The organism is Neptuniibacter pectenicola (assembly GCF_001597735.1).
Lineage (GTDB): Bacteria > Pseudomonadota > Gammaproteobacteria > Pseudomonadales > Balneatricaceae > Neptuniibacter > Neptuniibacter pectenicola.
The window spans coordinates 255,878-279,870 of the sequence record NZ_LUTS01000003.1; the positions used below are offsets into that span (position 1 = coordinate 255,878).

A 23,993-nucleotide genomic window follows, 5' to 3' on the forward strand; every position below is an offset into this window, starting at 1 on the left:
GTTTATTCATTTGCAGGTAATTCCTGTCAGAAATCGTTAGAATATCGGTCAATTCGAATTTACAAGATATAAGTGGCTGACACAAATGGCTGAACTCAAAAATGATCGTTTTTTACGTGCTCTTCTTAATGAACCTGTAGATGCAACGCCTGTATGGATGATGCGTCAAGCTGGACGTTACCTCCCAGAATATAGAGAAACGCGTGCTAAAGCAGGTGATTTCTTAAGCCTTTGCAAAAATAAAGAACTTGCTTGCGAAGTCACTATTCAGCCATTGGAGCGTTATGATCTTGATGCCGCTATTCTTTTCTCGGATATCCTAACCATTCCTGATGCTATGGGGCTAGGGCTTTATTTTGAAGTAGGCGAAGGGCCGCGCTTCAAAAAAATCATCCGCACCGAAAAAGATGTCGCAGACCTGCCTGTACCTGATGCAGTCACCGATCTAGATTATGTGATGAATGCCGTAAAAGAGATTCGTCGTGAGTTAAATGGACGTGTGCCATTGATCGGTTTCTCAGGTAGCCCGTGGACATTGGCCACGTATATGGTTGAAGGTGGTTCCAGCAAAGATTTTCGCCATGTAAAACAGATGATGTATGCAACGCCAGAGGTTATGCATGGATTATTGGATAAGTTGGCTCAATCGGTGACGACCTATTTGAATGAACAGATCCGCTCAGGTGCGCAAGCGGTACAGATTTTTGATACATGGGGTGGTGCGTTAAGCGGCCCGTGCTATCAAGAGTTTTCTTTAAAGTACATGAAGCAGATCGTTGATGGCTTGATTCGTGAGCATGACGGTCGAAAAGTCCCTGTTATTCTATTTACCAAAAATGGTGGGCAGTGGCTCGAAATGATGGCCGACACCGGTGCTGATGCATTGGGTCTAGATTGGACGACAGATATAGGTAATGCCCGGGCACGGGTAGGCGATAAAGTTGCTTTGCAAGGTAATATGGACCCAAGTGTCTTATATGCACCGGCAAGCCGTATCGAGCAAGAGGTTGAATTTATTTTAGGCCAGTATGGTAATGGGTCTGGGCATGTATTTAACCTTGGTCATGGTATTCACCAGTTTGTTGACCCGAAACAGCCTAAAGCGTTTGTTGATGCAGTACATGAACTAAGTGCTAAATATCATCAACAATAATCAACATTTTAAGAGGGCTTCGGCCCTCTTTTACTATCAGATGTGACGATGAAACGGCTAACTGAACTATTAGAAAGTAACCGCCAGTGGGCGGATAAGATCAACAAGGAGGATCCACTCTTTTTTGAAACATTGGCGCAACAGCAGGCACCTGAATATTTATGGATTGGCTGTTCTGATAGTCGTGTTCCCGCCAATGAGATTGTGGACATGTTGCCCGGTGAGTTGTTTGTTCACCGGAATGTTTCAAATTTAGTAATTCATACGGATATGAATTGTATGTCTGTCATTCAGTATGCGGTTGAGGTACTGAACGTTAAACATATTATGGTCGTTGGTCACTATGGTTGTGGTGGTGTTAAGGCAGCAATAGAAACAGAGCCTCATGGTTTAATTGATAACTGGTTACGCCATATTCGCGATGTGTATAAAAAACACCGTGAGCTGTTATCGGTATGGGATCATTCACATCAGCAGCTTGATCGCTTATGTGAGCTAAATGTTATTGAGCAAGCCAGCAATGTTTGCGAAACAACGATTGTTCAGGAAGCATGGTCGAATGAGCAGGAGTTGACGGTGCACGGTTGGATTTATGGGCTAAATGATGGTCTTGTTAACGACCTTGAATTTAACGCATCGTCTGCGGATGAAGTTGATGAGCAATATGGTTTAGCGATCAGTAAAATTGAGAAGCTGAAAGAACTTGCCCAAGGCTCAGACAAAGATAATCAAAATGCCCGCTCTTTGTGGGATAAGTTACGCGCGATCTTTAATTAAGCGTTGTTTGTTAGGTTATAAAAAAAAACGGTTGGCGCTTTTGCTCTCAACCGTTTTTTTTGTGCTTAACTGCGGCGAATAATCGCGCGCTGTTTAGCTATCTATCGCTGCCAGTGCTTGATCTAAGTCTGCAATTAGGTCATCGATGTGCTCAATACCTATAGATAAACGAATCATTTCAGGAGATACGCCTGCTGAGGCAAGCTCTTCATCATTTAACTGGCGGTGAGTTGTTTCTGCTGGGATCGATGCCAATGATTTACAATCCCCAATATTCACTAAGCGTAAAAATATTTGTAGCGCATCATAGAATTTACGTGTGCCATCCCGGCCGGCTTTGACGCCAAAGCTAAGAATGCCTGAGGCTTGGCCGTTCATATATTTTTGAGCGAGCGCGTAGTCTTTGTGGCTTTCGAGTCCTGCGTATTTTACCCAGCTAACCGCATCGTGGCTTTCTAAAAAGTTAGCGACTTTACGTGTGTTTTCATTCACGCGTTCCATACGAAGGCTGAGTGTTTCGAGGCCCTGCAATAATAGGAAAGCATTCATTGGGCTGAGCGCGGCGCCCATATTACGAAGCGGCACAACTCGGCAGCGTCCAATAAACGCGGCGGGGCCAAACGCCTCGGTATATATCACGCCATGGTAGGAGATGTCCGGTGTGTTTAATAAGGGGAAACGGTCGGCGTTGTCGGCCCATGGGAAGTTACCCGAATCGATGATAACACCCCCGATAGAGTTGCCGTGACCACCGATATATTTAGTGGCGGCCTGTACAATGATATCTGCGCCGTGTTCGATCGGACGCCACATCGCGGGGCTCGGCACTGTGTTATCAACAATAAGCGGGATGCCGTTACGGTGAGCGATCTCAGCTAAGGTTTCTATGTCTGCAATACCACCGGATGGGTTACCAACGGATTCACAATAGATACCTTTAGTACGTTCATCAATTTGTGCTTCGATAGCGGCTGTATCGTCTTTATTCACAAAACGGCATTCAATGCCTTGGCGTGGCAATGTATGGGCGAATAAGTTGTATGTGCCGCCGTAAAGTTCGCTGGTTGATATAAAGTTATCACCCGTTTCGGCTAACGTTTGTATGGTGTATGTAATAGCCGCCATACCTGATGCGACAGCCAGTGCTGCAACGCCACCTTCCATCTCTGCTACGCGTTTTTCAAGCACATCAGTGGTAGGGTTCATAATGCGGGTGTAGATGTTGCCGGCTACTTTGAGATCAAACAGGTCTGCACCATGTTGAGCATCATCAAAGGCATAAGATGTGGTTTGGTAAATCGGAACTGCTGCAGATTTGGTGGTTGGATCTACTTCATATCCGCCGTGTATCGCTACCGTTTCCAGCTTCATGTTTGTCTCCTAGGGCAGGCCTGAATTATTGTTAGGCCACTGATTGTAGTGCATCTATTAAATAAATGAAGTTTGCGCGCGTTATTTTTGTCTGTCGCGTCAATGATCAGTAGGTGATAGACGCGAGGTTGGGTAAAATTCATCAATAGGTTAACAGCGATGGAGAGTATAAATGGCACGTCAAAAAACAGCTTACGTTTGTAATGACTGTGGAGCGGATTTCACCAAGTGGCAAGGGCAGTGCACTGAGTGTCATGCGTGGAATACGTTGACGGAGGTCCGTTTATCGACGGCTAAGTCGAGTGCAAATGATGCGCGTAACGTCCGTTTTGATGGCTATGCGGGCGGGGCTAAGCAGCAGGCGGTTGTTAGTCTGTCGGAGGTTGCTCTAGAGGAGATGCCTCGCTTTTCATCGGGTGCTGGGGAGTTAGACCGTGTGCTTGGTGGTGGATTAGTACCCGGTTCTGCCGTATTGATGGGCGGGCACCCCGGTGCCGGTAAAAGTACCTTATTACTGCAAACTATGTGCTATTTGGCGGAACAGATGCCTGCCTTGTATGTCACCGGTGAGGAGTCGTTGCAGCAGGTGGCCATGCGTGCGAGTCGGTTAAACTTACCGACGGGGCAGTTAAAAATGTTGTCGGAAACAAGTGTAGAGGCCATTTGTGAAACCGCGCAAGCTTTAAAGCCAAAAGTAATCGTGATCGACTCTATACAAGTAATGCACATGGCTGAGGTGCAGTCGGCACCCGGCTCGGTCTCACAAGTAAGGGAGTCAGCGGCTTACTTAACGCGTTTTGCAAAGCAGACGGGGACGGTACTGTTTTTGGTTGGGCATGTAACCAAAGATGGCTCGTTAGCTGGCCCTAAAGTGTTAGAGCATATGATTGATTGCTCGCTTCAGCTTGAGGGGTCGGCAGACTCCCGCTTTAGAACCCTGCGCTCCCATAAAAACCGTTTTGGGGCTGTGAATGAGCTCGGCGTGTTTGCCATGTTGGGAAATGGTTTGAAGGAGGTCAAAAACCCGAGTTCTATCTTCTTGAGCCGAGAAGAGGGGCCAAGCCCTGGTAGTGTGGTCATGGTGGTTTGGGAGGGGACGCGGCCTTTATTGGTAGAGATTCAAGCGCTGGTAGATCAATCCCATATGAACAATCCACGACGGGTAGCGGTCGGTCTTGAGCAAAATCGCATGGCGATGTTGTTAGCGGTGTTGCATCGTCATGGTGGTTTAATGACAGGCGATCAAGATGTGTTTGTTAACGTGGTAGGCGGTGTGAAAGTATTGGAAACCAGCGCAGACCTTGCGTTGTTACTTGCCGTTGTCTCTAGTTTTCGAGATCAAGCCTTGCCCCATGATTTGATGGTCTTTGGTGAGGTGGGTTTATCCGGCGAGATACGGCCTGTACCTAATGGGCAAGAACGGATTAGGGAGGCGGCAAAGCATGGTTTTAAGCGTGCAATTGTGCCTAAGGGTAACGTGCCCAAAGACGTATTGGCGGGAATGGAAATTGTGCCCGTAACTAAATTAACAGAGGCTCTCGAAGCACTTTAGCGGGCGTCAGTGGCAAAAAAATGATCTAGTTCCCGCTCTAATAGGGTGGGATCGCCTAGATTTAGCTCAACGAGCCTACGTAATAGGGTGAGTGAATCAAGGTCTAAGTTTTCAATTAAAAAACCGTACTCCTGTTCATTCTGGTGTGTCAGTATTACCGGGGTACGTATGGCAACATCATCGCCCTGTAAGCGGATGGTTGCGAGTGCCTCATCACCTAGCGCCAACTTCAGAGGCGTATCACTTTTGACTAAAATGCCATTAAACGAGATATCCACCAAGGTGACCATGTAAAGGTGATCACCCTTCTGTAGTTCTGTGCTGGCATCAAAATCAATGCGCGTAAAGCGGCGACGCTCGTTATCAGGTGTAGTCACAATATTGGTTCCCTATGGTCCGTAGTGATAATGTCATCTTAGTATAGACATAAAGAGAAAAGAAACAGGTGGTGTAAAAGTATTAGGGCGGATCAACAGCGTATTGCGCGTCTAGTTGTTGAATAAGTGCTTATAAACTGAGCTATATCATAGTGGTTGGGCGTGTTTGTTTTTAAACTTCCGCACTCAAAACCATAGATTAAGTAAGGTTATCATGTTTTTAGAAACTCTGTTGGATGTGTCTAGTGGCAGTCGTCATTCGCGGTATTTTAATCAAACGCGTAGCTATTACTTGTTTCGGCGTATACGGGTTATCGCCCTATTGCTCGCGCTTATTCAGCCTGCCTGGTTTGTTGTTGATTACTTCTTGTTACCTGATGATATGCTGGACGCGATCGCGCTGGCCCGCGCTATAGGTGCATTGGGTTGTTTGCTTTTAGCATTGTGGACCTTCAAACGTTATAGCTTACGATTGGCGCAAGTGCGTTTAGCGATTCTTGTCATGCTGCTGTCAGGCTTTCAAACAGCGTCGAGTTCGCTGTTGTTGATACATGGTTATGAGTCGAATGTGGCGGGCTATCACTTTTTCCCCTTTATGATTATTACGATGATGGCTATTTTTCCACTCGCCATTAGTGAGGCCTGTTGTTTTACCTTAGGTGTGTTGTTCATTGAGCTTGTTACCCAGCTATTGAGAGGAACCGCAGGGAGTGTTGAGGCGATCAATAGTTTGTGGTTACTGGCGGTTTTGGGGTTGATCGCTGGCTGGGCGGCAGTGAACCAGTTGAATATGTTACTGGGTTTGTATCGGCAAGCGACCCGAGACCCATTGACGGGGTTAGCCAATCGTCGTCAGGCGCTGGATCAGCTATCCCTTGATATATTGCAGAGTCGCGAGCAGAAACAAGCGTTAAGTGTGTTGCTGTTTGATCTGGATAAGTTCAAGCACTTTAATGATAACTACGGCCATGCGGCGGGCGACCTTGTTTTAAAGTCATTTGCCAAAGTTATGCGCAAACAAGCCCGTAAACGTATCGACTTAGTGTGTCGGTATGGTGGAGAGGAATTTTTGATGGTGCTGCCGGGCCTGAACGCGATGCAAGCTAAAGAGGTGGCAGAGGTTATTCGGTTAGCGTGCCATGATGAAAAAGTGACCGCGCCTAATGGTAATAAAATTGGCTTTACTACCAGTACTGGGGTCGCAGAATTGACGGCCAATGATGATATAGAGTCGTTGTTAAGGCGTTCAGATGACGCACTTTATGCCGCCAAAGATTCAGGGCGAGATCAGGTGTTGGTGGCGGGCTGAGCGGCGGTATGGGGCTCCGAACCTTGTTACAAAAAAAAACCGAGACAGTGCCTCGGTTTTTTTAGGTGCGTCGTGGACTAGCCTAGATCAACCATACGTTTGTATTTAATACGCTCAGGCTGGTGCTCTTTACCATAACGACGTTTGTAGTCGTCTTGATACTCCGTGTAGTTGCCTTCAAAGAACTCAACTTTAGAGTCGCCTTCGTACGCCAACATATGCGTACAAATACGGTCAAGGAACCAACGGTCATGGGAGATCACTACGGCGCAACCAGGGAAGGCCAGAATCGCTTCCTCTAATGCACGTAAGGTTTCAATATCCAAATCATTGGTTGGCTCATCGAGGAGGAGAACGTTGCCACCCTCTTTGAGCAGTTTGGCCATATGTAAGCGGTTACGCTCACCACCGGATAGATCTTTGACAAATTTCTGCTGATCGCCGCCTTTAAAGTTAAAACGACCGCAATAAGCGCGTGATGGTGTTTGGTAGTTGCCGACCGTAATAATATCTTGGCCATCAGACAGTTCTTCAAACACTGTTTTGTCGCCATTTAGGTCACGGGACTGGTTAACGTAAGCGAGCTCAACCGTTGAACCAATTTCGATCTCACCGGAATCAGGTTTTTCTTCACCGCTAATCATTTTAAACAGTGTTGATTTACCCGCGCCGTTACCACCAATAATGCCGACAATCGCCCCTTGGGGAATCGAGAAGCTTAGGTTTTCAAACAGTACTTTGTCGCCATAGGCTTTAGATATGTTGACGGCATCGATAACTTTTTCACCTAAACGCGGTCCAGGTGGAATGTAGATCTCTTGGGTTTCGTTACGTGTTTGGAACTCTTTTGAGTTCATCTCTTCAAACTGTTTTAAGCGCGCTTTTGATTTTGACTGGCGCCCTTTTTGTCCTTGGCGAACCCACTCTAGCTCAGAAGACACCGCTTTATGATGAGCAGCTTCCTGTTTGGCTTCTTGCTCTAGGCGCTGCTCTTTCTGCTCAAGCCAAGAGGAGTAGTTGCCCTCGTAAGGAATGCCGCGTCCGCGGTCAAGTTCCAAGATCCAGCCCGCCGCGTTATCAAGGAAGTAACGGTCATGGGTGATCGCAACAACGGTACCCGGATATTCCTGTAAAAAACGTTCAATCCACGCAACGGATTCAGCATCCAGATGGTTAGTTGGCTCGTCTAGTAGCAGCATGTCTGGCTTATCTAAAAGCAAGCGGCACAAGGCGACACGGCGACGTTCACCACCGGATAAGTTTTTAACCTCAGCATCCCAAGGGGGAAGGCGCATCGCATCGGCGGCACGTTCAAGTGCGGTGTCTAGGTTATGGCCATCTTTGGCTTGAATCAGGTCTTCAAATTGTGCCTGTTTTTTGGCTAATTCATCGAAGTCTGCATCCGGTTCAGCATAAGCAGCATAGACCGCCTCTAAACCATCAAGTGCTTCCTTGACATCAGAAACCGCTTCCTCGATCACTTCACGCACGGTTTTTGTTTCGTCTAGCTCAGGTTCCTGAGGCAGGTAACCGATGTTTAGGCCAGGCATTGGCTGCGCTTCGCCGATGATCTCAGTATCCAGTCCTGCCATGATCTTCAGCAGCGTTGACTTACCGGAGCCGTTTAGGCCGAGCACACCAATTTTGGCGCCTGGGAAGAAAGAGAGAGAGATGTCTTTTAGAATTTCGCGTTTTGGCGGTACAACTTTACCAACGCGGTTCATTGAATAAACGAACTGAGCCATGCAGTAACCTGTCTGTTTTGTCAGAAATTAATGATGTAATTTTAACGGAAATAGACGGTAGAAGGCTATTGTCAGAGTGAATCAATAGGGAAAAGTAGAATTTATATTTATCTTTGGCTAAGAATCGCCCTAGATGTCTGCAAGTTGAGTGTAATTGAAGTGTTTTTGAGTCTGTTTCAAGTGTAACCCCGTAAATGTTTCGTTATAATACGCGCTTTCCCAATTCTTAACGTGTTCGTAGCTGTAATTAATCAGCGGTTTTACCGTTGCTGTTTTCAGTTGAACAGAGCCCATATTGTATTCAGGGGACATAAAGTACAATGTTTAGCAAAGATATGACAATCGCTGATTTCGACGCGGATCTATGGTCTGCCATGCAGGCTGAAACTGTGCGTCAAGAAGAGCACATCGAACTGATTGCATCAGAAAACTATACCAGTCCTCGCGTTATGGAAGCTCAGGGTTCTGCGCTTACCAATAAATACGCTGAAGGTTACCCTAACAAGCGTTACTACGGTGGCTGCGAACACGTTGATGTTGTAGAGCAGTTAGCGATTGATCGAGCTAAAGCGTTGTTCGGTGCAACATACGCTAATGTTCAGCCCCATTCTGGTTCGCAAGCAAATGCGGCTGTGTATATGGCACTTTGTAAGCCTGGCGATACTATTTTAGGGATGAGCTTGGCACACGGTGGACATTTGACTCATGGTGCAGCGGTATCGTTCTCAGGTCGTATCTACAATGCTGTTCAGTATGGTTTGAACCCAGAAACGGGCGAGATTGATTACGATGAGGTTGAGCGTTTAGCGCTTGAGCATAAGCCAACTATGATTGTTGCAGGTTTCTCTGCGTATTCTCGTATTGTTGATTGGCAGCGTTTCCGTGATATTGCGGATAAAGTTGGTGCATCTCTGTTTGTTGATATGGCACATGTTGCAGGCTTAGTGGCTGCGGGTGTTTACCCATCACCAATCGGTATTGCCGATGTTGTAACAACAACAACGCATAAAACGCTAGGCGGCCCACGTGGTGGTTTGATCTTGTCGGCTCGTGCTGATGAAGAACTACAGAAAAAGCTTAATTTCGCTGTCTTCCCTGAGTCTCAGGGTGGTCCTTTGATGCATGTTATCGCGGGTAAAGCGGTTTGCTTTAAAGAAGCGATGGAGCCTGAGTGGAAAGAGTACCAAGCGCAAGTGGTTAAAAATGCACAGGCGATGGCGGCTGCCTTCATGAAGCGTGGTATTAAAATCGTGTCTGAAGGGACAGACGATCATCTTTTCCTTGTTGATCTGATCGATAAAGAGTTTACCGGTAAAGATGCAGATGCGGCGCTAGGCCGTGCAAACATCACCGTTAACAAAAACTCTGTGCCTAACGATCCACGTTCACCGTTTGTAACATCAGGTTTACGTATTGGTACACCTGCGGTTACTCGCCGTGGATTCAAAGAAGCTGAAGTGACTGATCTAACAAACTGGATTTGTGACATTCTTGATGACATTAATAACGAAGCCGTGATTGCTCGCGTTAAGTCTCAAGTAAAAGAGATCTGTGCACGCTACCCTGTTTATAAGTAATCTGGGTAACTGGCTATAACTTATAGCCGGAAAAATGTACAATCGCGGGGCTGTCCTGAACTTGTTTACATGTTCATTAGGCAGCCCCTTTTTATTCCCTGAATTTTTTATAGAGGGGAGTAAATAAACGCACCTATATTCGGAATATGACTGCCTTTATTATCGGTTATATTCCTCGCTCTTTACGCAGGAAAAGTTGATGCATTGTCCGTTTTGTAATGCCAATGAAACCAAAGTAGTCGACTCTCGTCTGGTGGCAGAAGGCCAGCAGGTGCGTCGTCGTCGTGAATGCGTAACCTGTAGTGAACGTTTTACCACCTACGAAGCTGCCGAGCTTCTCATGCCCCGCCTAATTAAAGCCGATGGTTCACGCCAACCCTTTGATGATGAAAAGTTACGTGCCGGTATCCACCGTGCACTTGAAAAACGACCTGTATCCATTGAAGAAGTCGAGGCGTCAATCAGCCGTATCAAACACCGTTTACGCGCGACAGGTGAGCGAGAGCTGCCTTCTCGACAGGTGGGTGAAGAGGTGATGTCTGAACTGCGAAAACTAGATGAAGTTGCCTATGTGCGCTTTGCTTCCGTGTATCGTAGCTTCCAAGATATAAATGAGTTTAAAGAAGAGATCGAGCGCCTGTCTGAACAACATAAATCAGAAGGTGAAGGCTAAGTGTCGGACGAATCTCAGTGGTCAATTGCTGATCGTGAATATATGTCGCGGGCCATTCAATTGGCGCGTAAAGGTATGTATACAACCCATCCCAACCCCCGTGTAGGCTGTGTGTTAGTTAAGGATGGGGTCATTGTGGGGGAGGGCTTTCATCTGCGCGCAGGTGAGGGCCATGCTGAAGTGAACGCGCTGGCCCAAGCGGGTAGTGATGCCAAGAGCGCCACCGCTTATGTCACGCTGGAACCCTGCAGCCACTATGGCAGAACACCCCCCTGTGCCGAAGGGCTGATTGCGGCGGGTGTTACGCGGGTTATCTCTGCAATGGTGGACCCAAACCCACAAGTAGCGGGACGTGGCTTAGCGATGTTAGCCCATGCGGGTATTGATACCTCTGCCGGGCTGCTCGAAAGTGAAGCGCGGGCGCTTAACCCCGGATTTATCAAACGTATGGAGTCTGGCAAGCCCTTTATTCGGCTGAAGCTGGCGTCCAGCCTTGATGGGCGTACCGCAATGGCGTCCGGTGAATCCCAGTGGATAACGGGGCCTGCAGCACGCAGTGATGTACAAAAATTAAGAGCGCAGAGCTCAGTTATCATAACCGGTGTTGAATCGATTATTCATGATGATTCTGCGTTGACGGTACGTGCTGAGCAGCTTGCGCTGCCTGAGGCGCTTGAGATCACAAAGCAGCAACCTTTACGTGTGGTTGTTGATTCAGCGTTACGCACGCCGCTGAGTGCTAAAATTCTCAAGCAACCCGGACGTACACTAATAGCAACATGTTCAACGGATCAGTTGTTACAGCGCGCCTTATCCGATGCGGGGGCTGAAGTGATCAGCCTGCCGGAAGCGCAAGGGCGAGTCTCATTACCTGCCTTACTTGATTGGTTAGTCAGCAGTGGACAGTGTAATGAGGTGTTAGTGGAAACGGGGGCGACCCTCGCGGGTGCGTTTATGGCACAAGGGCTTGTCGATGAGTTACACCTGTATTTTGCCATGAAGCTGCTAGGAAGTGATGCTCGGCCCGCATTCTCATTACCTTTTGCTAAAATGTCAGAGCAGATCGAACTGAAACAGATCGATAGTCGAATGATTGGCAGTGACCTGAAACTGGTATTAACACCTGTTTATGGAGAGCAATAGATGTTTACCGGAATAATTGAAGCGGTGGGGTCTATCGCCTTAATCGAACAGCGGTCGGGGGATATGCGCTTATATGTGCGTACCGGCAGCCTAGACCTGAGTGATGTTAAGCTAGGCGATAGTATTGCAACCAACGGTGTGTGTTTGACTGCCGTTGAGTTACCCGGTGATGGTTTTATTGCCGATGTATCGCGTGAGACGCTTGCCCATACCCGTTTCCATACATTACGTGTGGGAGAGCGGGTTAATCTTGAAAAAGCCTTGATGCCGACCAGTCGTTTAGGTGGGCATATTGTCACAGGGCATGTCGATGGCTTAGGCGAGATTATCTCCCGTAAAGAAGATGCCCGTTCTATACGTTTTACGGTTAAGGCACCGTCGAACTTACAACGCTACTTAGCGGCAAAAGGGTCAGTGACGGTTGATGGTATTAGTTTGACGCTGAATGCTATTGACGGTGAGTACTTTGAATTGAATATTGTGCCTCACACTGCGCAAGAAACAATTATGACCGAGTATGTTCCGGGACGTTTGATCCATATTGAAGTGGATATTATTGCGCGCTACTTAGAGCGTTTGCTCGGGCATACTCCGGCGACTAATAATGAACAAAGCGATCAGGGTTTAACAATGGAAACCTTGATGGCTTGCGGCTTTAACCGCTAACGATGGTATAAATTAGATGAAACTGAATACACCCGAAGAGTTATTGGAAGATATACGTCAAGGTAAGATGGTTATCTTGATGGACGACGAAGATCGTGAAAATGAAGGTGATCTGATCATCGCTGCCGAAATGGTTCGTGCTGATGATATTAACTTCATGGCCACACATGCGCGAGGGCTTATCTGCTTAACATTGACCCGTGAGCGCTGTGAGCAATTAAAGCTTCCGCTGATGGTCCAGAGTAATGGTGCCCAGTTTGCGACCAACTTTACGTTATCCATTGAAGCCGCTGAAGGTGTGACAACGGGTATCTCAGCAGCGGATCGTGCACACACGGTAAGAACTGCAGTGAAAGCGAATGCAACCGCCGATGATATTGTGCAGCCGGGTCATATCTTTCCTTTGATGGCGCAACCCGGTGGCGTATTGAGCCGAGCGGGACACACTGAAGCGGGTTGTGATCTTGCGCGTATGGCGGGTTTCACGCCCGCGGCGGCCATCGTCGAAGTGATGAACGATGATGGCACTATGGCACGTCGTCCTGATCTAGAAGAGTTTGCGCAAAAGCACAATTTGAAGATCGGTACGATTGCAGATTTGATCCACTACCGTACAGCGAACGAACATACCGTACAGCGTGATGAGGCGGGTGTTATATCTACAGAGTATGGTGATTTCAACTATATTACCTACAAAGACGAGATTCAAAACTGCACACACTTAGCGATGACGCTGGGTGAGATCAAAGAAGACCAACCTACCTTTGTACGTGTACACAACCGTAATGAAGTCTTGCGCGATGTGGTGGGTGCGGTAGCGCCGGGTGAAGAGCCTAAATGGACGATGCGTAAAGCATTGGCGCGGGTAGCGAAAGAAGGCCAGGGTGTTGTGTTGTTGCTCGATAATGGCGAACTGGTTGATATGGGTGATTCACTTGAGCTTATGCTTAAAGGTCATCAAAAATCAAAAGTAGATGTGAGCGCATCGGGCGCCTACTTAACGGTAGGGACTGGTTCGCAAATACTGCGTGACCTGGGTGTCGGTAAAATGAACTTACTCAGTGCACCAATGAAGTTTAATGCGATCTCTGGTTTTGACCTTGAGATTGAAAAATATATTCCTTGTGAAGACTAATTAGACCGGTACTTGAATCATGGCTGTGAAAACCATTGAAGGTGATTTTGTTAACGCTGACGGCAACTACGCTATTGTAGTGGGTCGCTTTAACGCATTTGTTGTAGAAAGCCTATTAGAAGGCGCAATCGATACACTTAAACGTCACGGCGTAAGCGAAGATAAAATTCGTGTTATCCGTGTTCCTGGTGCTTTCGAAATTCCTTTGGCTGTTAAACGTATTGCTGCACAGAAAAAAGATGATGCAATTATTGCATTAGGTGCGGTTATTCGTGGTGGCACACCGCATTTTGAATATGTATCAGGTGAAAGCTCTAAAGGTGTTGCTCAAGTATCCCTAGATTACGATCTACCGGTTGCTAACGGCATTCTGACGGTGAATAGTATCGAGCAAGCGGTTGAACGCTCCGGTACTAAAATGGGCAATAAGGGTGCTGAAGCTGCGCTATCTGCCATTGAGATGGTTAGCCTGCTTAAGCAGCTTGAGGTTTAAGTTTACATGAGTGACAACGACAACAAACCGGTATCAAAGAAAAAAGCCTCCCTAACGACTCAGCGTCGTAATGCCCGTAGTTATGCGCTACAAGCGCTCTATCAATGGGAGATTGCAGGGCAGCCGGTACATGAGATAGAAGCACAGTTTAGAGTGGATAACGATATGCGTGATACGGATATCAAACTCTTTTCTCAGCTTTTACATGGCATTGCCGGTGCTAAGAGTGATTTGGATAAATCATACTTAGATTTTCTTGATCGCCAAGTTGAAGAGCTTGATCCTATCGAACTAACCGTACTTCGTATCGGCGCGTTTGAGCTGGCTCAACGCATCGAGGTACCTTACCGTGTTGCTATCAACGAGAGTGTTGAACTAGCGAAGAAGTTTGGCGCGACTGAAAGTCATCGTTACGTTAATGGTGTGCTGGATAAATTGGCTCAGCGTGTACGTATGGCTGAGATTCGAGATCAACGTCAGCGTAAGTCTTAAGCTTCATGTCACTGAGTGAGTTTGAGCTGATCCAGCGCTATTTTGCAGAAGCATCTACGGATGCTTCTGTTGCGTTGGGTATAGGTGATGATTGTGCCGTGCTGTCGGTGCCGACAGGGCAGCAACTCGCTGTCTCCATTGATTCCTTAGTGCAAGGGACTCACTTTCTTGAAGGAACCCCCGCCGATCTGCTGGCCAGCCGCCTTTTTGGTTCGGCATTAAGTGATCTAGCGGCGATGGGGGCGACACCGGCATGGTTGACCTTAGCCCTCACACTCCCAGAGCCCGATGAAGACTGGCTACAGCTATTTAGTAGCCGTTTAGCGCAGCTGTGTAATGAATACCATGTGTCGTTGGTGGGAGGGGATACCACAAAAGGTCCGTTAACATTATCGGCACAAGTACATGGTTTTCTACCGCGTGATCATCGCTTAACCCGTGCGGGGGCAAAGGTCGGTGATCTTATCTGTGTCAGTGGTTGTTTGGGAGATAGCCGAGGTGGTTTAGACGGTTTACTGAATGGTTTTGAGAATCATACAGAGGCTGGCTATCTGCTCGAACGCTTTTATGCGCCGACACCACGTATTGAGCTGGGAAAAATACTGTTAGGCAAGGCCAATAGCTGTATTGATATCTCCGATGGGCTATTGTCTGATCTGTCACATATTCTAAAAGCGAGCGGTGGTTTAGGGGCGCGTTTACAGTTAGAGGCTGTGCCGATCTCCTCTCAGCTTATCGCTACGTTTGGCGAGGAGAGTGCTCGACAATGGGCGCTGACGGGGGGAGAGGACTTTGAGTTGTGCTTTACGCTTCCGCCTAACTACCTCGCCCTTTTGTCGCAGCTACCGGTTCCTGTTACTGTCATAGGCAAAGTGACGGATCGGGCGGATATCGAACTATTTCTTCGTGGCGAGCCTTGTCAGATACAGGGCTCCGGTTACGATCATTTTCAGCGAACAGATGACTAAATGAGGAGTGTACGTGAATAAAGTACCGGCCAGTGTCTGGAAAAACCCTATCCATTTCTTAGCGTTCGGTTTGGGGAGTGGGGCAGCCCCTTGGGCGCCGGGCACGTTTGGAACACTTGCTGCCGTTATTCCTTATTTCTGGTTTCAACAGTTAAGCCTGCCGTGGTATCTGTTGATGTTAGTGGTAACGACGTTGATCGGTATCTGGCTGTGTGACCGTACCAGTAAAGATATTGGTGTGCATGATCATGGTGGTATTGTCTGGGATGAGTTTGTTGGGTTTTGGATTACGATGACATTAGCACCGGCGGGTGTGTTGTGGATTGTGATTGGTTTTGTGCTCTTTCGACTATTCGATATTATCAAACCGTGGCCGATAAAGTGGGCTGACCAAAAAGTGTCAGGCGGGCTTGGCGTGATGCTAGATGATGTTATTGCCGGTATTTTTGCCGCGATTGTCTTGCAGTGTATCGCTTTCTTCTGGTTGTAAACTTAGCGGGTCAACGCTTTCTCTATCGCTTGCGCTATGCCGGCTTGATCTAAACCGCATTCAGCCAGTTGCTCTTCTCGGGTAGCATGGCCTATCCATTTATCAGGGATACCTAAGGTTAACAGTAGCGTATTGCTTTGTATATGGTGTAAATGCTCACTTACCTCTGATCCTGCTCCACCTATAATGCTGTGATCTTCTAATGTGACTAGAAGCTGGTGGTTGTTCGCCAGTTTTTCCACCATCTTGCCATCAAGGGGCTTAACAAAACGCATATCCACTAAGCTGTAATTCTGGCTGTCGGCAACCGCCTGTGCTGTTTTGAGTAGGGGGCCAAAATTAAGTAGCGCGACCTTTTCTCCTTTACGTATTTGCAGGCTACGGCCAATCTCGAGGGGCTCCATTTCGCCTTCGACATGGGCGATCGCGGACCCTCTAGGGTAGCGTACAGCGGCCAATCCCTTGTAAAGAAACCCGGTGTATAACATGTTGCGTAGCTCTTGCGCACTTGAGGGCGTCATGATCACGGCTTTAGGTAAGCCGCGTAGCATACTGATATCGAGGACGCCGCTATGGGTTGCACCATCCTCACCCACTAAGCCTGCTCGATCTATGGCCAGTAGAAGGTCCAAGTCTTGAATCGAGATGTCATGGATTAACTGGTCATAGGCCCGTTGTAAAAAGGTAGAGTAGATCGCGACAACCGGTTTTATCTTTTGGCATGCCATACCTGCGGCAAGGGTAAGCGCATGTTGCTCTGCGATGGCCACATCAAAAAAGCGATTAGGGTATTGGGTGGCAAACGCAACAAGGTCAGACCCCTCTTTCATAGCGGGTGTGATCGCTGTTACGTGTGGGTTTGATTGCGCGATCTCACAGATCCAACGGCCAAAAATGTTGGAGTAGGTGACTTTTTTCTCTTTTGGCTGGTGGATAGGGCTTATTTTAGTAATTGCATGGTAACCCACAGGGTCATCTTCGGCGGGTTTAAAGCCTTTACCTTTTTTGGTGATGAGGTGGAGAAATTGTGGGCCGTCTTTGCTCAGGACCGCTGAAAGTTTTGACAGTAGCGTTGGTAGATCATGGCCATCTACGGGGCCGGTATATTCAAAATCTAAAGCTTCAAAGAGCGCTGCGGTGGTTTCGCCTTCACTTTTTTGTTTGATGTTTTTTGCTAAGTAGGTCGCCAAGCCTCCCTCATTATGTGATATCGACATATCATTATCATTGAGGATAACCAACAGATCGGTGTCGGTATGGGCGGCATGGTTGAGGGCTTCAAATGCCATCCCAGCGGTCATGGCACCATCACCAATGACGGCAACTGTTTTACTTTTTTGCCCGCGGAGTTTGTCCGCGATCGCCATACCCAACGCGGCGCTAATCGAGGTGCTTGAGTGGCCTACACCAAAGTCGTCATAGGGACTTTCTGATCGTTTCGGGAACGGGGAAGGCCCTCCTTTTTGACGGATATGGAGCATGTTTTCCCGTCGTCCCGTTAGTATCTTATGGGGGTAGCATTGGTGTCCTACGTCCCAAACGAGATGATCGTCGGGTGTGTTTAATAGGTAATGTAAGGCGATTGTTAATTCGACAACGCCTAAGCCCGCGCCAAAATGTCCACCACTTTGCCCAACGCTATAGAGTAAATATGCCCTCAACTGTTCTGCGAGCTCAGGTAGTTGGTCCGCAGGGAGTTGGCGAAGTTGTTTTGGATCATTAACCTGATCTAGTAGTGGAGTACTAGGACGAGACGCGGGGATCGTGAGAAACATAAAGGGTCTTTTAAAGTTAATGATCGCGGTGAACGATAAAATCAGCCAGTGCGTTTAATTCCGATGCGGATGAACCGAATGGGGCTAAGGCTTGGGTCGCATCGTCGTGTAGCTGTTGTAGTTTCAGCTTAGCACTTTCAAGCCCTAATAGGGCAGGATAGGTCGGTTTTTTTTGTGCTAGGTCTGAGCCTTGGGGTTTGCCGATAACTGCAGAGTCGCCCTCAATATCAAGAATGTCATCTTGCACTTGGAATGCTAAGCCTATGGCTTTTGCATAATCGGTTAACGCGCTGAGCTGGGCTTGGCTCGCTTTACCGCTGATGATAGCCCCCATAATAACTGAGCATTGTAAAAGCGCACCGGTTTTGTGTTGGTGCATGGCTTCTAATTGCACCAGATTCAACGGTTTTCCTACATTACGCAGGTCAAAGGACTGGCCTACCGCCATGCCTTGATAGCCCGAGGCGATACTTAGCTCTTTCACTAACGCGACTTTATCCTCAGCGTTAAGGTAGGGATCAACGGCGATCAGTTCAAAGGCGAGGCTCTGTAGTGCATCACCCGCCAGAATTGCGGTTGCCTCATCATAGGCGATATGACAGGTTGGCTTACCCCGTCTTAGGTCGTCATCATCCATAGCAGGCAGGTCATCGTGAACGAGGGAGTAGCTATGGATACATTCGATCGCGGCGGCGGCACTGTCAGCGTGACGCATATCGCCACCTAACATTGAATTTACCATGTGCACTAAGGTGGGCCTAACGCGCTTGCCGCCATTAAAAAGTGAATACAGCATCGACGCCTGTAAAATGGGGTCGATACTTTCTTGGCTGATGCATGTTTTAAGGTAACTATCGACACGCTCGCTGTATTGGTTGAGCAGGCTGCGAATGTCCAAGTTAGCTACCCTCTTCAGGATCAAAGGGTTCGGTTTTTAGCTCACCGCCTGATTCCATCAATAGTTGAACCTTTTGTTCTGCTTGGGCAAGGATATTTTGACATTCGCGTGTGAGGCTTACCCCTTCTTCAAATGCTTTAAGAGAGTCCTCTAAAGACAGCTCACCTTGTTCCATCTGTGTAACGATTGATTCGAGATCTTGTAAAGATTGCTCGAAATCGGTTGTTTTCTTTTTACGAGGCATGGGAATGAATCCACATTGAAAGGGCTAAACTTACCGAAGCATCGGTCTAGAATCAATTATACCTAAAGAATAACTGTTAAACCTATGAAGAGTGGGTGATTGTTTGTGCTTTTTTGCTATGATAAGCAGTTCGTTAGATAGGGCATGAACAGTGTTCATTGGCTGGTATGAGGGAGTACTGAGTGGATATAGCTACGCTCGTCGGTTTATTAGGCAGTTTCGGTATTGTCATCGCTGCGATTGTCACGGGTGGTGATCCAGGTGTTTTTATCAATCCACCGTCATTATTGATTGTTATTGGCGGTAGTATTTTTGTTGTGTTGATGAAGTTTACCTTAGGCCAGTTTTTAGGTGCAGGTAAAGTGGCCGCTAAGGCCTTCATGTACAAGTCTTTAAACCCTGAAGATATTATTGCTGAAACCGTTGAGTTAGCGGATGCTGCGCGTAAAGGCGGGTTGCTTTCGTTAGAAGATAAAACGGTTAGCAGTGATTTTATGCAGCGGGGTATTCAGTTATTGGTGGATGGCCATGATCCTGAAGTAGTTAAAACACTGCTCAAAAAAGAAGCGAAACTTACCAGTGATCGCCATGAATTTGGTGCGTCGGTCTTTTCTGCCGTTGGGGATGTAGGTCCTTCGATGGGGATGATCGGTACACTCGTTGGTTTAGTGCAGATGCTATCTAACATGAGTGACCCAAAATCCATTGGTCCCGCCATGGCGGTTGCGCTGTTAACAACGCTTTATGGGGCCATGCTCGCAACAATGGTTGCGCTTCCTATGGCAGATAAACTCAATGTCAGAAAAAATGAAGAGGCGCTCAATGCGTCTTTAGTGATTGATGGCTTATTGGCTATTCAAGCAGGTCAAAACCCGCGCGTGATCGAGCAGATGTTGAGAAACTATCTGCCAGAGAAAAAACGTGTGGCGGCTGAAGGTTAATTCGGTAAGGAGCTGAGCAATGAGTGATGATACCGAAGAGCAAGAATGCCCCCCCTGTCCTGCAGGGTTACCTGGTTGGTTAGCAACCTTCGGCGACTTAATGTCGCTGTTGATGTGTTTCTTTGTTCTACTTTTATCCTTTTCGGAAATGGACGTCTTAAAGTTTAAACAACTGGCGGGCTCCATGCGTGAAGCGTTTGGTGTGCAAAATCAAATTAAAGTTGAAGACATACCTAAAGGCACCTCGATTATTGCGCAGGAGTTTAGCCCCGGTCGTCCTGAACCTACGCCCTTGAACGAAATCCGTCAGATGACGGTCAATAATGATATGAATACATTAGATGTTCGTTCAAAAGAGGGGGAGAGTGATACACCGGATCAAGAAGCAGGCATTGATCAAGCACTGCAAAAAGAACAAGAGCAACAAGCAAAAGAGGATGCGGTCGAGTTCGCCGCCGCTTTAGCCGAAGAGATTGGCGAGGGCAGTGTTGAAGTTGAAACGGATGGTAAGAAAATTATTATTCGTATTAAAGAGAAAGGGTCTTTTGACTCAGGTTCTGCCGAACTGAAATATGAGTCCATTCCTGTCTTGGCGAAAATTAGAGATGTATTGCTGGATGTGAAAGGCAATGTCGCTATCGAAGGCCACAGTGATAATATTCCCTATGCGGGGCGTCGCTTTGAGTCTAACTGGGACCTTTCTGTTGCCCGTGCTTTAGCGGTGGCGCATGAGTTATTTGGTGACCCTCGGATTGAACAATCCCGCTTTAGGGTGTTGGGTTATGCGGATACAAAACCTTTAGTGCCAAACAGCACGCGTGAAAATAGAATCAAAAATCGCCGTGTAGAAATTATTGTGCAGAAAGGAAAAGACCAAGAGTTGTTAGAGAAATTGCAGGCGAGTCCCGAGGGCGATCCTAATGGTCAGTTGCGAGACTTATCGCCAACCGATATTTTTTAACAGTACTATAGAGACAAAAAAAAACCGCCTATTAGGCGGTTTTTTTATGCATGTAAATAACGCTTATTTAGAGTTATCTAACATGTACTGGATGGCTGCTTTAAGTTCGTTATCGTTACAGTCCATGCATAGGCCTGAAGGAGGCATAGCGCCTTTACCTTTTTTAGCTGTTGCCAATAGTGTATCAATACCCTGAGTCGCACGTGCGCCCCAATCCGCCGAATCACCTAGTTTAGGTGCGCCAGCATTACCTGAAGCATGACATACGCCACATTTAGTGTTGTATACCGTTAGACCATCACGCTCAGCCATGGCTGCTGCAGGTAACATCAGAGTCGCAGCAGCTGCTGCAATAAGTACTTTTTTCATTGTAATTTTCCTATAAGTGCTCATCAATTTTTTATTGGGACTAACGGGCTTTCCCCACAAAAATCAGCCTGCTACATCGTTAGGGATGTGTTTGCTTGTCCCTAGTAGCTAACATTAATACACCAAACAAGGTGAATTGTATCTGAATGAAATCAATAGAAGAAATGAATAATGCTAAAGAATATAGGAAAATGGTTCATAGGTAGGGTAGGTGGTTAAATTAACCACCTAAGCGCATAGCAAAATTTGCTTGGTTATGCTGTGTACGCAATGTTTGATCTTGAATCCGCTGATCTGCGTTGTATTCTGAAATAGCTTGATCGACTAAATGCTTGGGTGCAATGCCTAGATTAAGCACATCAATTTCTGAGTAACCACGATTCAGCAACTGTTTCAGCTGAGTTTTTAACGTATTTTCTGTCATTTATCTTCGCCTCTTTGTAAGTGAGGCTAATGATGCCAACGGATTGTTACAAAATTATGGCAGTGGCGCGGGTTAGTCTGATATCTTTATGCCTAAGGCTTGATAAGCCTCGCGAATCACGTCTGGGTCCACCGGTGGTGGGCTAATATCCATACCGTCGGATAGTTGAGCCGCGATGGTTTTTAAAACCTCTGTACGGGCATACCATTTATGGTTGGCGGCGATAATATGCCAAGGTGCCGCTTGGGTGGAGGTGTATGTGAACATATCGTTCATTGCCTCATGATATTCAGGCCACTTCATGCGGTTTCTAATATCTTCTGTGGTGAGCTTCCAGCGTTTAACCGGGTTGTTGAGTCGTTCGTCAAAGCGTTTAAGTTGCTCGTCTGGGTCGATATGCATAAAGATCTTAATGATCTTTGCGCCATCATCAATCAGGCTACGTTCAAATTCGTTAATCTCTTGATAAGCCCGCTGCCATGCGTGTTCTGATGCAAATCCTTCTACGCGCTCGACTAATACTCTGCCGTACCATGAGCGGTCAAAGATAGCGATGGTGCCGGCTTCAGGTAAGCGCGCTTGAAAACGCTGTAAGTAATGTTTGCTTTGCTCTTCAGGCGAGGGGGCGCTAATGGGGTACACTTTAACGCCGCGAGGGTCTAATTTTTCTGTTAAACGGCGGATGGCTCCCCCTTTACCGCTGGCATCCCAGCCTTCAAACACCAAAATAGCTCGACGTTTTTGATGGTAATAGGCTTGCTGTATGCTCAATATCTTCTTTTGTAGTTTTTTCTGTGTCTTTAAGTAGGCTTGCTTATCGGTTAACAGTGCATCGGTAAAGTCGACAGTATTCAACGAGGGCGGGTTTTCTTGCAGAATGATAGGACTAGGTTGATGCATGTTATGACTCCATAAAGGGACATCGGCGCTTGTTCAGGGTGCGTGTTTTATTTTACTGAAGAGTTTACGGCGCTTCAGCGCGTTGGTGTCTCTTTGTCTTTGTACATAGAGATATCCGCGTGGGATATCCATTGTTGAATATCAGTGATGCTGGAGTCGATCTCATAGACCCCATAGGAGATCCCGATAGAAAGTGGTGTACCTGAGAGGTTACAGGTCACGTCAATACTATTGCCCACTCGTGTATAAAACTCTTTAGCGTCACTGGCTGAGCTGTTATTTAACAGCACAACAAACTCATCACCGCCATAGCGCCCTAATACATCGGTCTGTCTAATGTTAGCGGATAATACCTTCGCTAACGTGACCAAGGTGTTGTCGCCGGTAATATGCCCGTGATTGTCATTAATCTCTTTGAACTGATTCAGGTCGATAAAAATTAAGGTTGCTGGGGTTTGATAACGGTTAAAGCGCTCATAAGCATCGCTTAAGTGCTCAATAAAGGCTGAGCGGTTTAAAGCACCCGTTAAGCCATCTTTCTGAGACAGTTCTTCTAACGCTTTGTAGGCCGCTTCCAATTTAAGTAGGGACTCATCTAGCTGCTGCTGACGGTTCATAATATCGGTGCGGTCGACCGCGGAACCAACCAGAAAGAGGGGTTCGCCATTTTGTATAATACCAAAACCGACATTATGGATATGGCGTATCTCACCGTCGTCACGAACAATACGGAAATCGATATTCCAGTTGCTGTCAGGGCTGAGGCTAAAGATCTCTTCGACGGCCTGTTTGTCGTCGGGGTGAACAATATCTAAAAAGCTTTTTGGGTCTTGATAGAGGGAGTCGACCGAGCGTCCCCACTGTTTCTCATAACCTTGGTTTACATAAAGCATCTCACGCATGCCGGTGGTCGACATCCAGATGACAACTTCATCAGAGACCGCCTCTACGATCGTTTTAAATTTCTCTTCTGATTGGCGAAGAAGCATCTCTGTGCTTTTTAGCTCGGCTATATCTTGAATGGAGGAGACAAAGTAATCGGGTTCGCCGCGCTCATTTTTAACCAGTATTGTAGTGAGTTTTGCCCAGATTAAACGTTTATCTTTATGGTAGTAACGCTTGATTTTAGAGAACTCCTCAACCTCTTCCCCCGCCAAAGCCGCTCTTATCCAGCGAAAACTGTCTTCTAGGTCTTCCGGTAATGAAAGGGCTTGAAACGTTGTAGCGAGTAGTTCGTCTTCGGTATAGCCTAAAAAACGACAAAGGTTGTTATTAACACGGATGAAACGGCCTTTTTTGTCAACATGGGCGAGCCCTATAGCCGCCTTCTCGAAGGTGTCTTGGAAGGATTTGTCGGGTTGTTGTTCTGTGTTGTTGGAGAGTAACCGGCGCGTTTTTTTAGAAAAATAATAATGGGGTAATAAACTGCTAGTGCCAGCAGCGATCAGTATTAACGAGGCGAACGAATCTTGGTGACTGATGTTTAAATACAGTCCCGCCATGACCATCAAAGCGCTCATTAGGATAAATGTGAAGCTTACAATGCGTCCACTATCCATG

The 23,993-nt window shown here is 47.0% G+C and carries 25 protein-coding genes; 15 read left to right on the forward strand and 10 right to left on the reverse strand.

The window, feature by feature from the left end:
- Positions 1–85: 85 nt before the first annotated feature.
- Together hemE and can are read left to right on the forward strand one after the other, a co-directional pair.
- Positions 86–1,153: a uroporphyrinogen decarboxylase gene (hemE, locus tag A3773_RS05820; RefSeq protein WP_067984007.1), complete on the forward strand. Its 1,068-nt coding sequence runs from the start codon at positions 86–88 to the stop codon at positions 1,151–1,153.
- A 48-nt stretch (positions 1,154–1,201) separates the two neighbouring features.
- Positions 1,202–1,930, forward strand: coding sequence for a carbonate dehydratase (gene can, locus A3773_RS05825; RefSeq protein ID WP_067984009.1), 729 nt, complete (start codon positions 1,202–1,204; stop codon positions 1,928–1,930).
- 93 nt (positions 1,931–2,023) lie between these two features.
- Here the strand turns inward: can and A3773_RS05830 are convergent, their stop codons facing one another.
- Positions 2,024–3,301 (reverse strand): O-acetylhomoserine aminocarboxypropyltransferase/cysteine synthase family protein, encoded by a 1,278-nt coding sequence (locus A3773_RS05830; protein ID WP_067984012.1) that lies wholly within the window; start codon positions 3,299–3,301, stop codon positions 2,024–2,026.
- A 172-nt stretch (positions 3,302–3,473) separates the two neighbouring features.
- Between A3773_RS05830 and radA the strand changes: the two genes are divergently transcribed.
- The gene (radA, locus tag A3773_RS05835; RefSeq protein WP_067984013.1) at positions 3,474–4,853 is read left to right on the forward strand and encodes a DNA repair protein RadA; all 1,380 of its coding nucleotides are present in this window, start codon (positions 3,474–3,476) and stop codon (positions 4,851–4,853) included.
- Here radA and A3773_RS05840 read toward each other — a convergent pair.
- Positions 4,850–5,230 (reverse strand): PilZ domain-containing protein, encoded by a 381-nt coding sequence (locus A3773_RS05840; RefSeq protein ID WP_067984015.1) that lies wholly within the window; start codon positions 5,228–5,230, stop codon positions 4,850–4,852. The two genes, radA and A3773_RS05840, sit on opposite strands and share 4 nt — an antisense overlap.
- Positions 5,231–5,444: 214 nt before the next feature.
- Between A3773_RS05840 and A3773_RS05845 the strand changes: the two genes are divergently transcribed.
- A complete protein-coding gene (locus A3773_RS05845; protein ID WP_082800551.1) occupies positions 5,445–6,539 on the forward strand; it encodes a GGDEF domain-containing protein in 1,095 nt (364 codons plus the stop codon).
- A gap of 77 nt (positions 6,540–6,616) precedes the next feature.
- Here the strand turns inward: A3773_RS05845 and ettA are convergent, their stop codons facing one another.
- The gene (gene ettA, locus A3773_RS05850; RefSeq protein WP_067984019.1) at positions 6,617–8,284 is read right to left on the reverse strand and encodes an energy-dependent translational throttle protein EttA; all 1,668 of its coding nucleotides are present in this window, start codon (positions 8,282–8,284) and stop codon (positions 6,617–6,619) included.
- Between the two features lie 320 nt (positions 8,285–8,604).
- Here ettA and glyA point away from each other — a divergent pair, with 320 nt between their 5' ends.
- The 9 genes from glyA to A3773_RS05895 all read left to right on the forward strand — a co-directional run bounded on the left by glyA (position 8,605) and on the right by A3773_RS05895 (position 15,921).
- The gene (gene glyA / locus A3773_RS05855; protein ID WP_067984021.1) at positions 8,605–9,861 is read left to right on the forward strand and encodes a serine hydroxymethyltransferase; all 1,257 of its coding nucleotides are present in this window, start codon (positions 8,605–8,607) and stop codon (positions 9,859–9,861) included.
- Between the two features lie 199 nt (positions 9,862–10,060).
- Positions 10,061–10,534 carry a transcriptional regulator NrdR gene (gene nrdR, locus A3773_RS05860; protein WP_067984023.1) on the forward strand — a complete coding sequence of 158 codons (474 nt, stop codon included), beginning with the start codon at positions 10,061–10,063 and terminating at the stop codon, positions 10,532–10,534.
- 42 nt (positions 10,535–10,576) lie between these two features.
- Complete coding sequence (ribD, locus tag A3773_RS05865; protein ID WP_067984212.1) at positions 10,577–11,677, forward strand: bifunctional diaminohydroxyphosphoribosylaminopyrimidine deaminase/5-amino-6-(5-phosphoribosylamino)uracil reductase RibD; 1,101 nt, start codon at positions 10,577–10,579, stop codon at positions 11,675–11,677.
- Positions 11,678–12,343, forward strand: coding sequence for a riboflavin synthase (locus tag A3773_RS05870; RefSeq protein ID WP_067984024.1), 666 nt, complete (start codon positions 11,678–11,680; stop codon positions 12,341–12,343). It begins immediately after the preceding gene.
- Between the two features lie 16 nt (positions 12,344–12,359).
- A complete protein-coding gene (gene ribBA, locus A3773_RS05875; RefSeq protein ID WP_067984027.1) occupies positions 12,360–13,478 on the forward strand; it encodes a bifunctional 3,4-dihydroxy-2-butanone-4-phosphate synthase/GTP cyclohydrolase II in 1,119 nt (372 codons plus the stop codon).
- Between the two features lie 19 nt (positions 13,479–13,497).
- Positions 13,498–13,971, forward strand: coding sequence for a 6,7-dimethyl-8-ribityllumazine synthase (ribH, locus tag A3773_RS05880; RefSeq protein ID WP_067984028.1), 474 nt, complete (start codon positions 13,498–13,500; stop codon positions 13,969–13,971).
- A gap of 6 nt (positions 13,972–13,977) precedes the next feature.
- Positions 13,978–14,463, forward strand: a complete 486-nt coding sequence (nusB, locus tag A3773_RS05885; RefSeq protein ID WP_067984030.1) for a transcription antitermination factor NusB — start codon at positions 13,978–13,980, stop codon at positions 14,461–14,463.
- A 5-nt stretch (positions 14,464–14,468) separates the two neighbouring features.
- Positions 14,469–15,431: a thiamine-phosphate kinase gene (gene thiL / locus A3773_RS05890; protein WP_067984032.1), complete on the forward strand. Its 963-nt coding sequence runs from the start codon at positions 14,469–14,471 to the stop codon at positions 15,429–15,431.
- 13 nt (positions 15,432–15,444) lie between these two features.
- A complete protein-coding gene (locus A3773_RS05895; RefSeq protein WP_067984035.1) occupies positions 15,445–15,921 on the forward strand; it encodes a phosphatidylglycerophosphatase A family protein in 477 nt (158 codons plus the stop codon).
- A 2-nt stretch (positions 15,922–15,923) separates the two neighbouring features.
- On the opposite strand, the gene A3773_RS05900 is transcribed toward A3773_RS05895, so the two are convergent.
- Genes A3773_RS05900 through A3773_RS05910 form a run of 3 tightly spaced genes read right to left on the reverse strand, consistent with a single transcriptional unit; the run spans position 15,924 to position 18,838 of the window.
- Positions 15,924–17,696 carry a 1-deoxy-D-xylulose-5-phosphate synthase gene (locus tag A3773_RS05900; RefSeq protein WP_067984036.1) on the reverse strand — a complete coding sequence of 591 codons (1,773 nt, stop codon included), beginning with the start codon at positions 17,694–17,696 and terminating at the stop codon, positions 15,924–15,926.
- 16 nt (positions 17,697–17,712) lie between these two features.
- Positions 17,713–18,594: a polyprenyl synthetase family protein gene (locus A3773_RS05905; protein WP_067984038.1), complete on the reverse strand. Its 882-nt coding sequence runs from the start codon at positions 18,592–18,594 to the stop codon at positions 17,713–17,715.
- Between the two features lies 1 nt (position 18,595).
- Complete coding sequence (locus tag A3773_RS05910; protein WP_067984040.1) at positions 18,596–18,838, reverse strand: exodeoxyribonuclease VII small subunit; 243 nt, start codon at positions 18,836–18,838, stop codon at positions 18,596–18,598.
- Between the two features lie 182 nt (positions 18,839–19,020).
- Between A3773_RS05910 and pomA the strand changes: the two genes are divergently transcribed.
- Complete coding sequence (gene pomA / locus A3773_RS05915; protein WP_067984042.1) at positions 19,021–19,779, forward strand: flagellar motor protein PomA; 759 nt, start codon at positions 19,021–19,023, stop codon at positions 19,777–19,779.
- A gap of 19 nt (positions 19,780–19,798) precedes the next feature.
- Complete coding sequence (locus A3773_RS05920) at positions 19,799–20,740, forward strand: flagellar motor protein MotB (protein ID WP_067984044.1); 942 nt, start codon at positions 19,799–19,801, stop codon at positions 20,738–20,740.
- 63 nt (positions 20,741–20,803) lie between these two features.
- Here A3773_RS05920 and A3773_RS05925 read toward each other — a convergent pair whose 3' ends face one another.
- The 4 genes from A3773_RS05925 to A3773_RS05940 form a co-directional block, all read right to left on the reverse strand.
- Complete coding sequence (locus A3773_RS05925) at positions 20,804–21,109, reverse strand: c-type cytochrome (protein WP_067984046.1); 306 nt, start codon at positions 21,107–21,109, stop codon at positions 20,804–20,806.
- Positions 21,110–21,329: 220 nt separating this feature from the next.
- Entirely contained in the window at positions 21,330–21,533 is a 204-nt protein-coding gene (locus tag A3773_RS05930) for a hypothetical protein (RefSeq protein ID WP_067984048.1), read from the reverse strand.
- A gap of 72 nt (positions 21,534–21,605) precedes the next feature.
- Entirely contained in the window at positions 21,606–22,433 is an 828-nt protein-coding gene (locus A3773_RS05935; protein ID WP_067984050.1) for a polyphosphate kinase 2 family protein, read from the reverse strand.
- A gap of 74 nt (positions 22,434–22,507) precedes the next feature.
- Positions 22,508–23,992 carry a diguanylate cyclase gene (locus A3773_RS05940; protein WP_082800552.1) on the reverse strand — a complete coding sequence of 495 codons (1,485 nt, stop codon included), beginning with the start codon at positions 23,990–23,992 and terminating at the stop codon, positions 22,508–22,510.
- Between the last annotated feature and the right edge of the window lies 1 nt (position 23,993).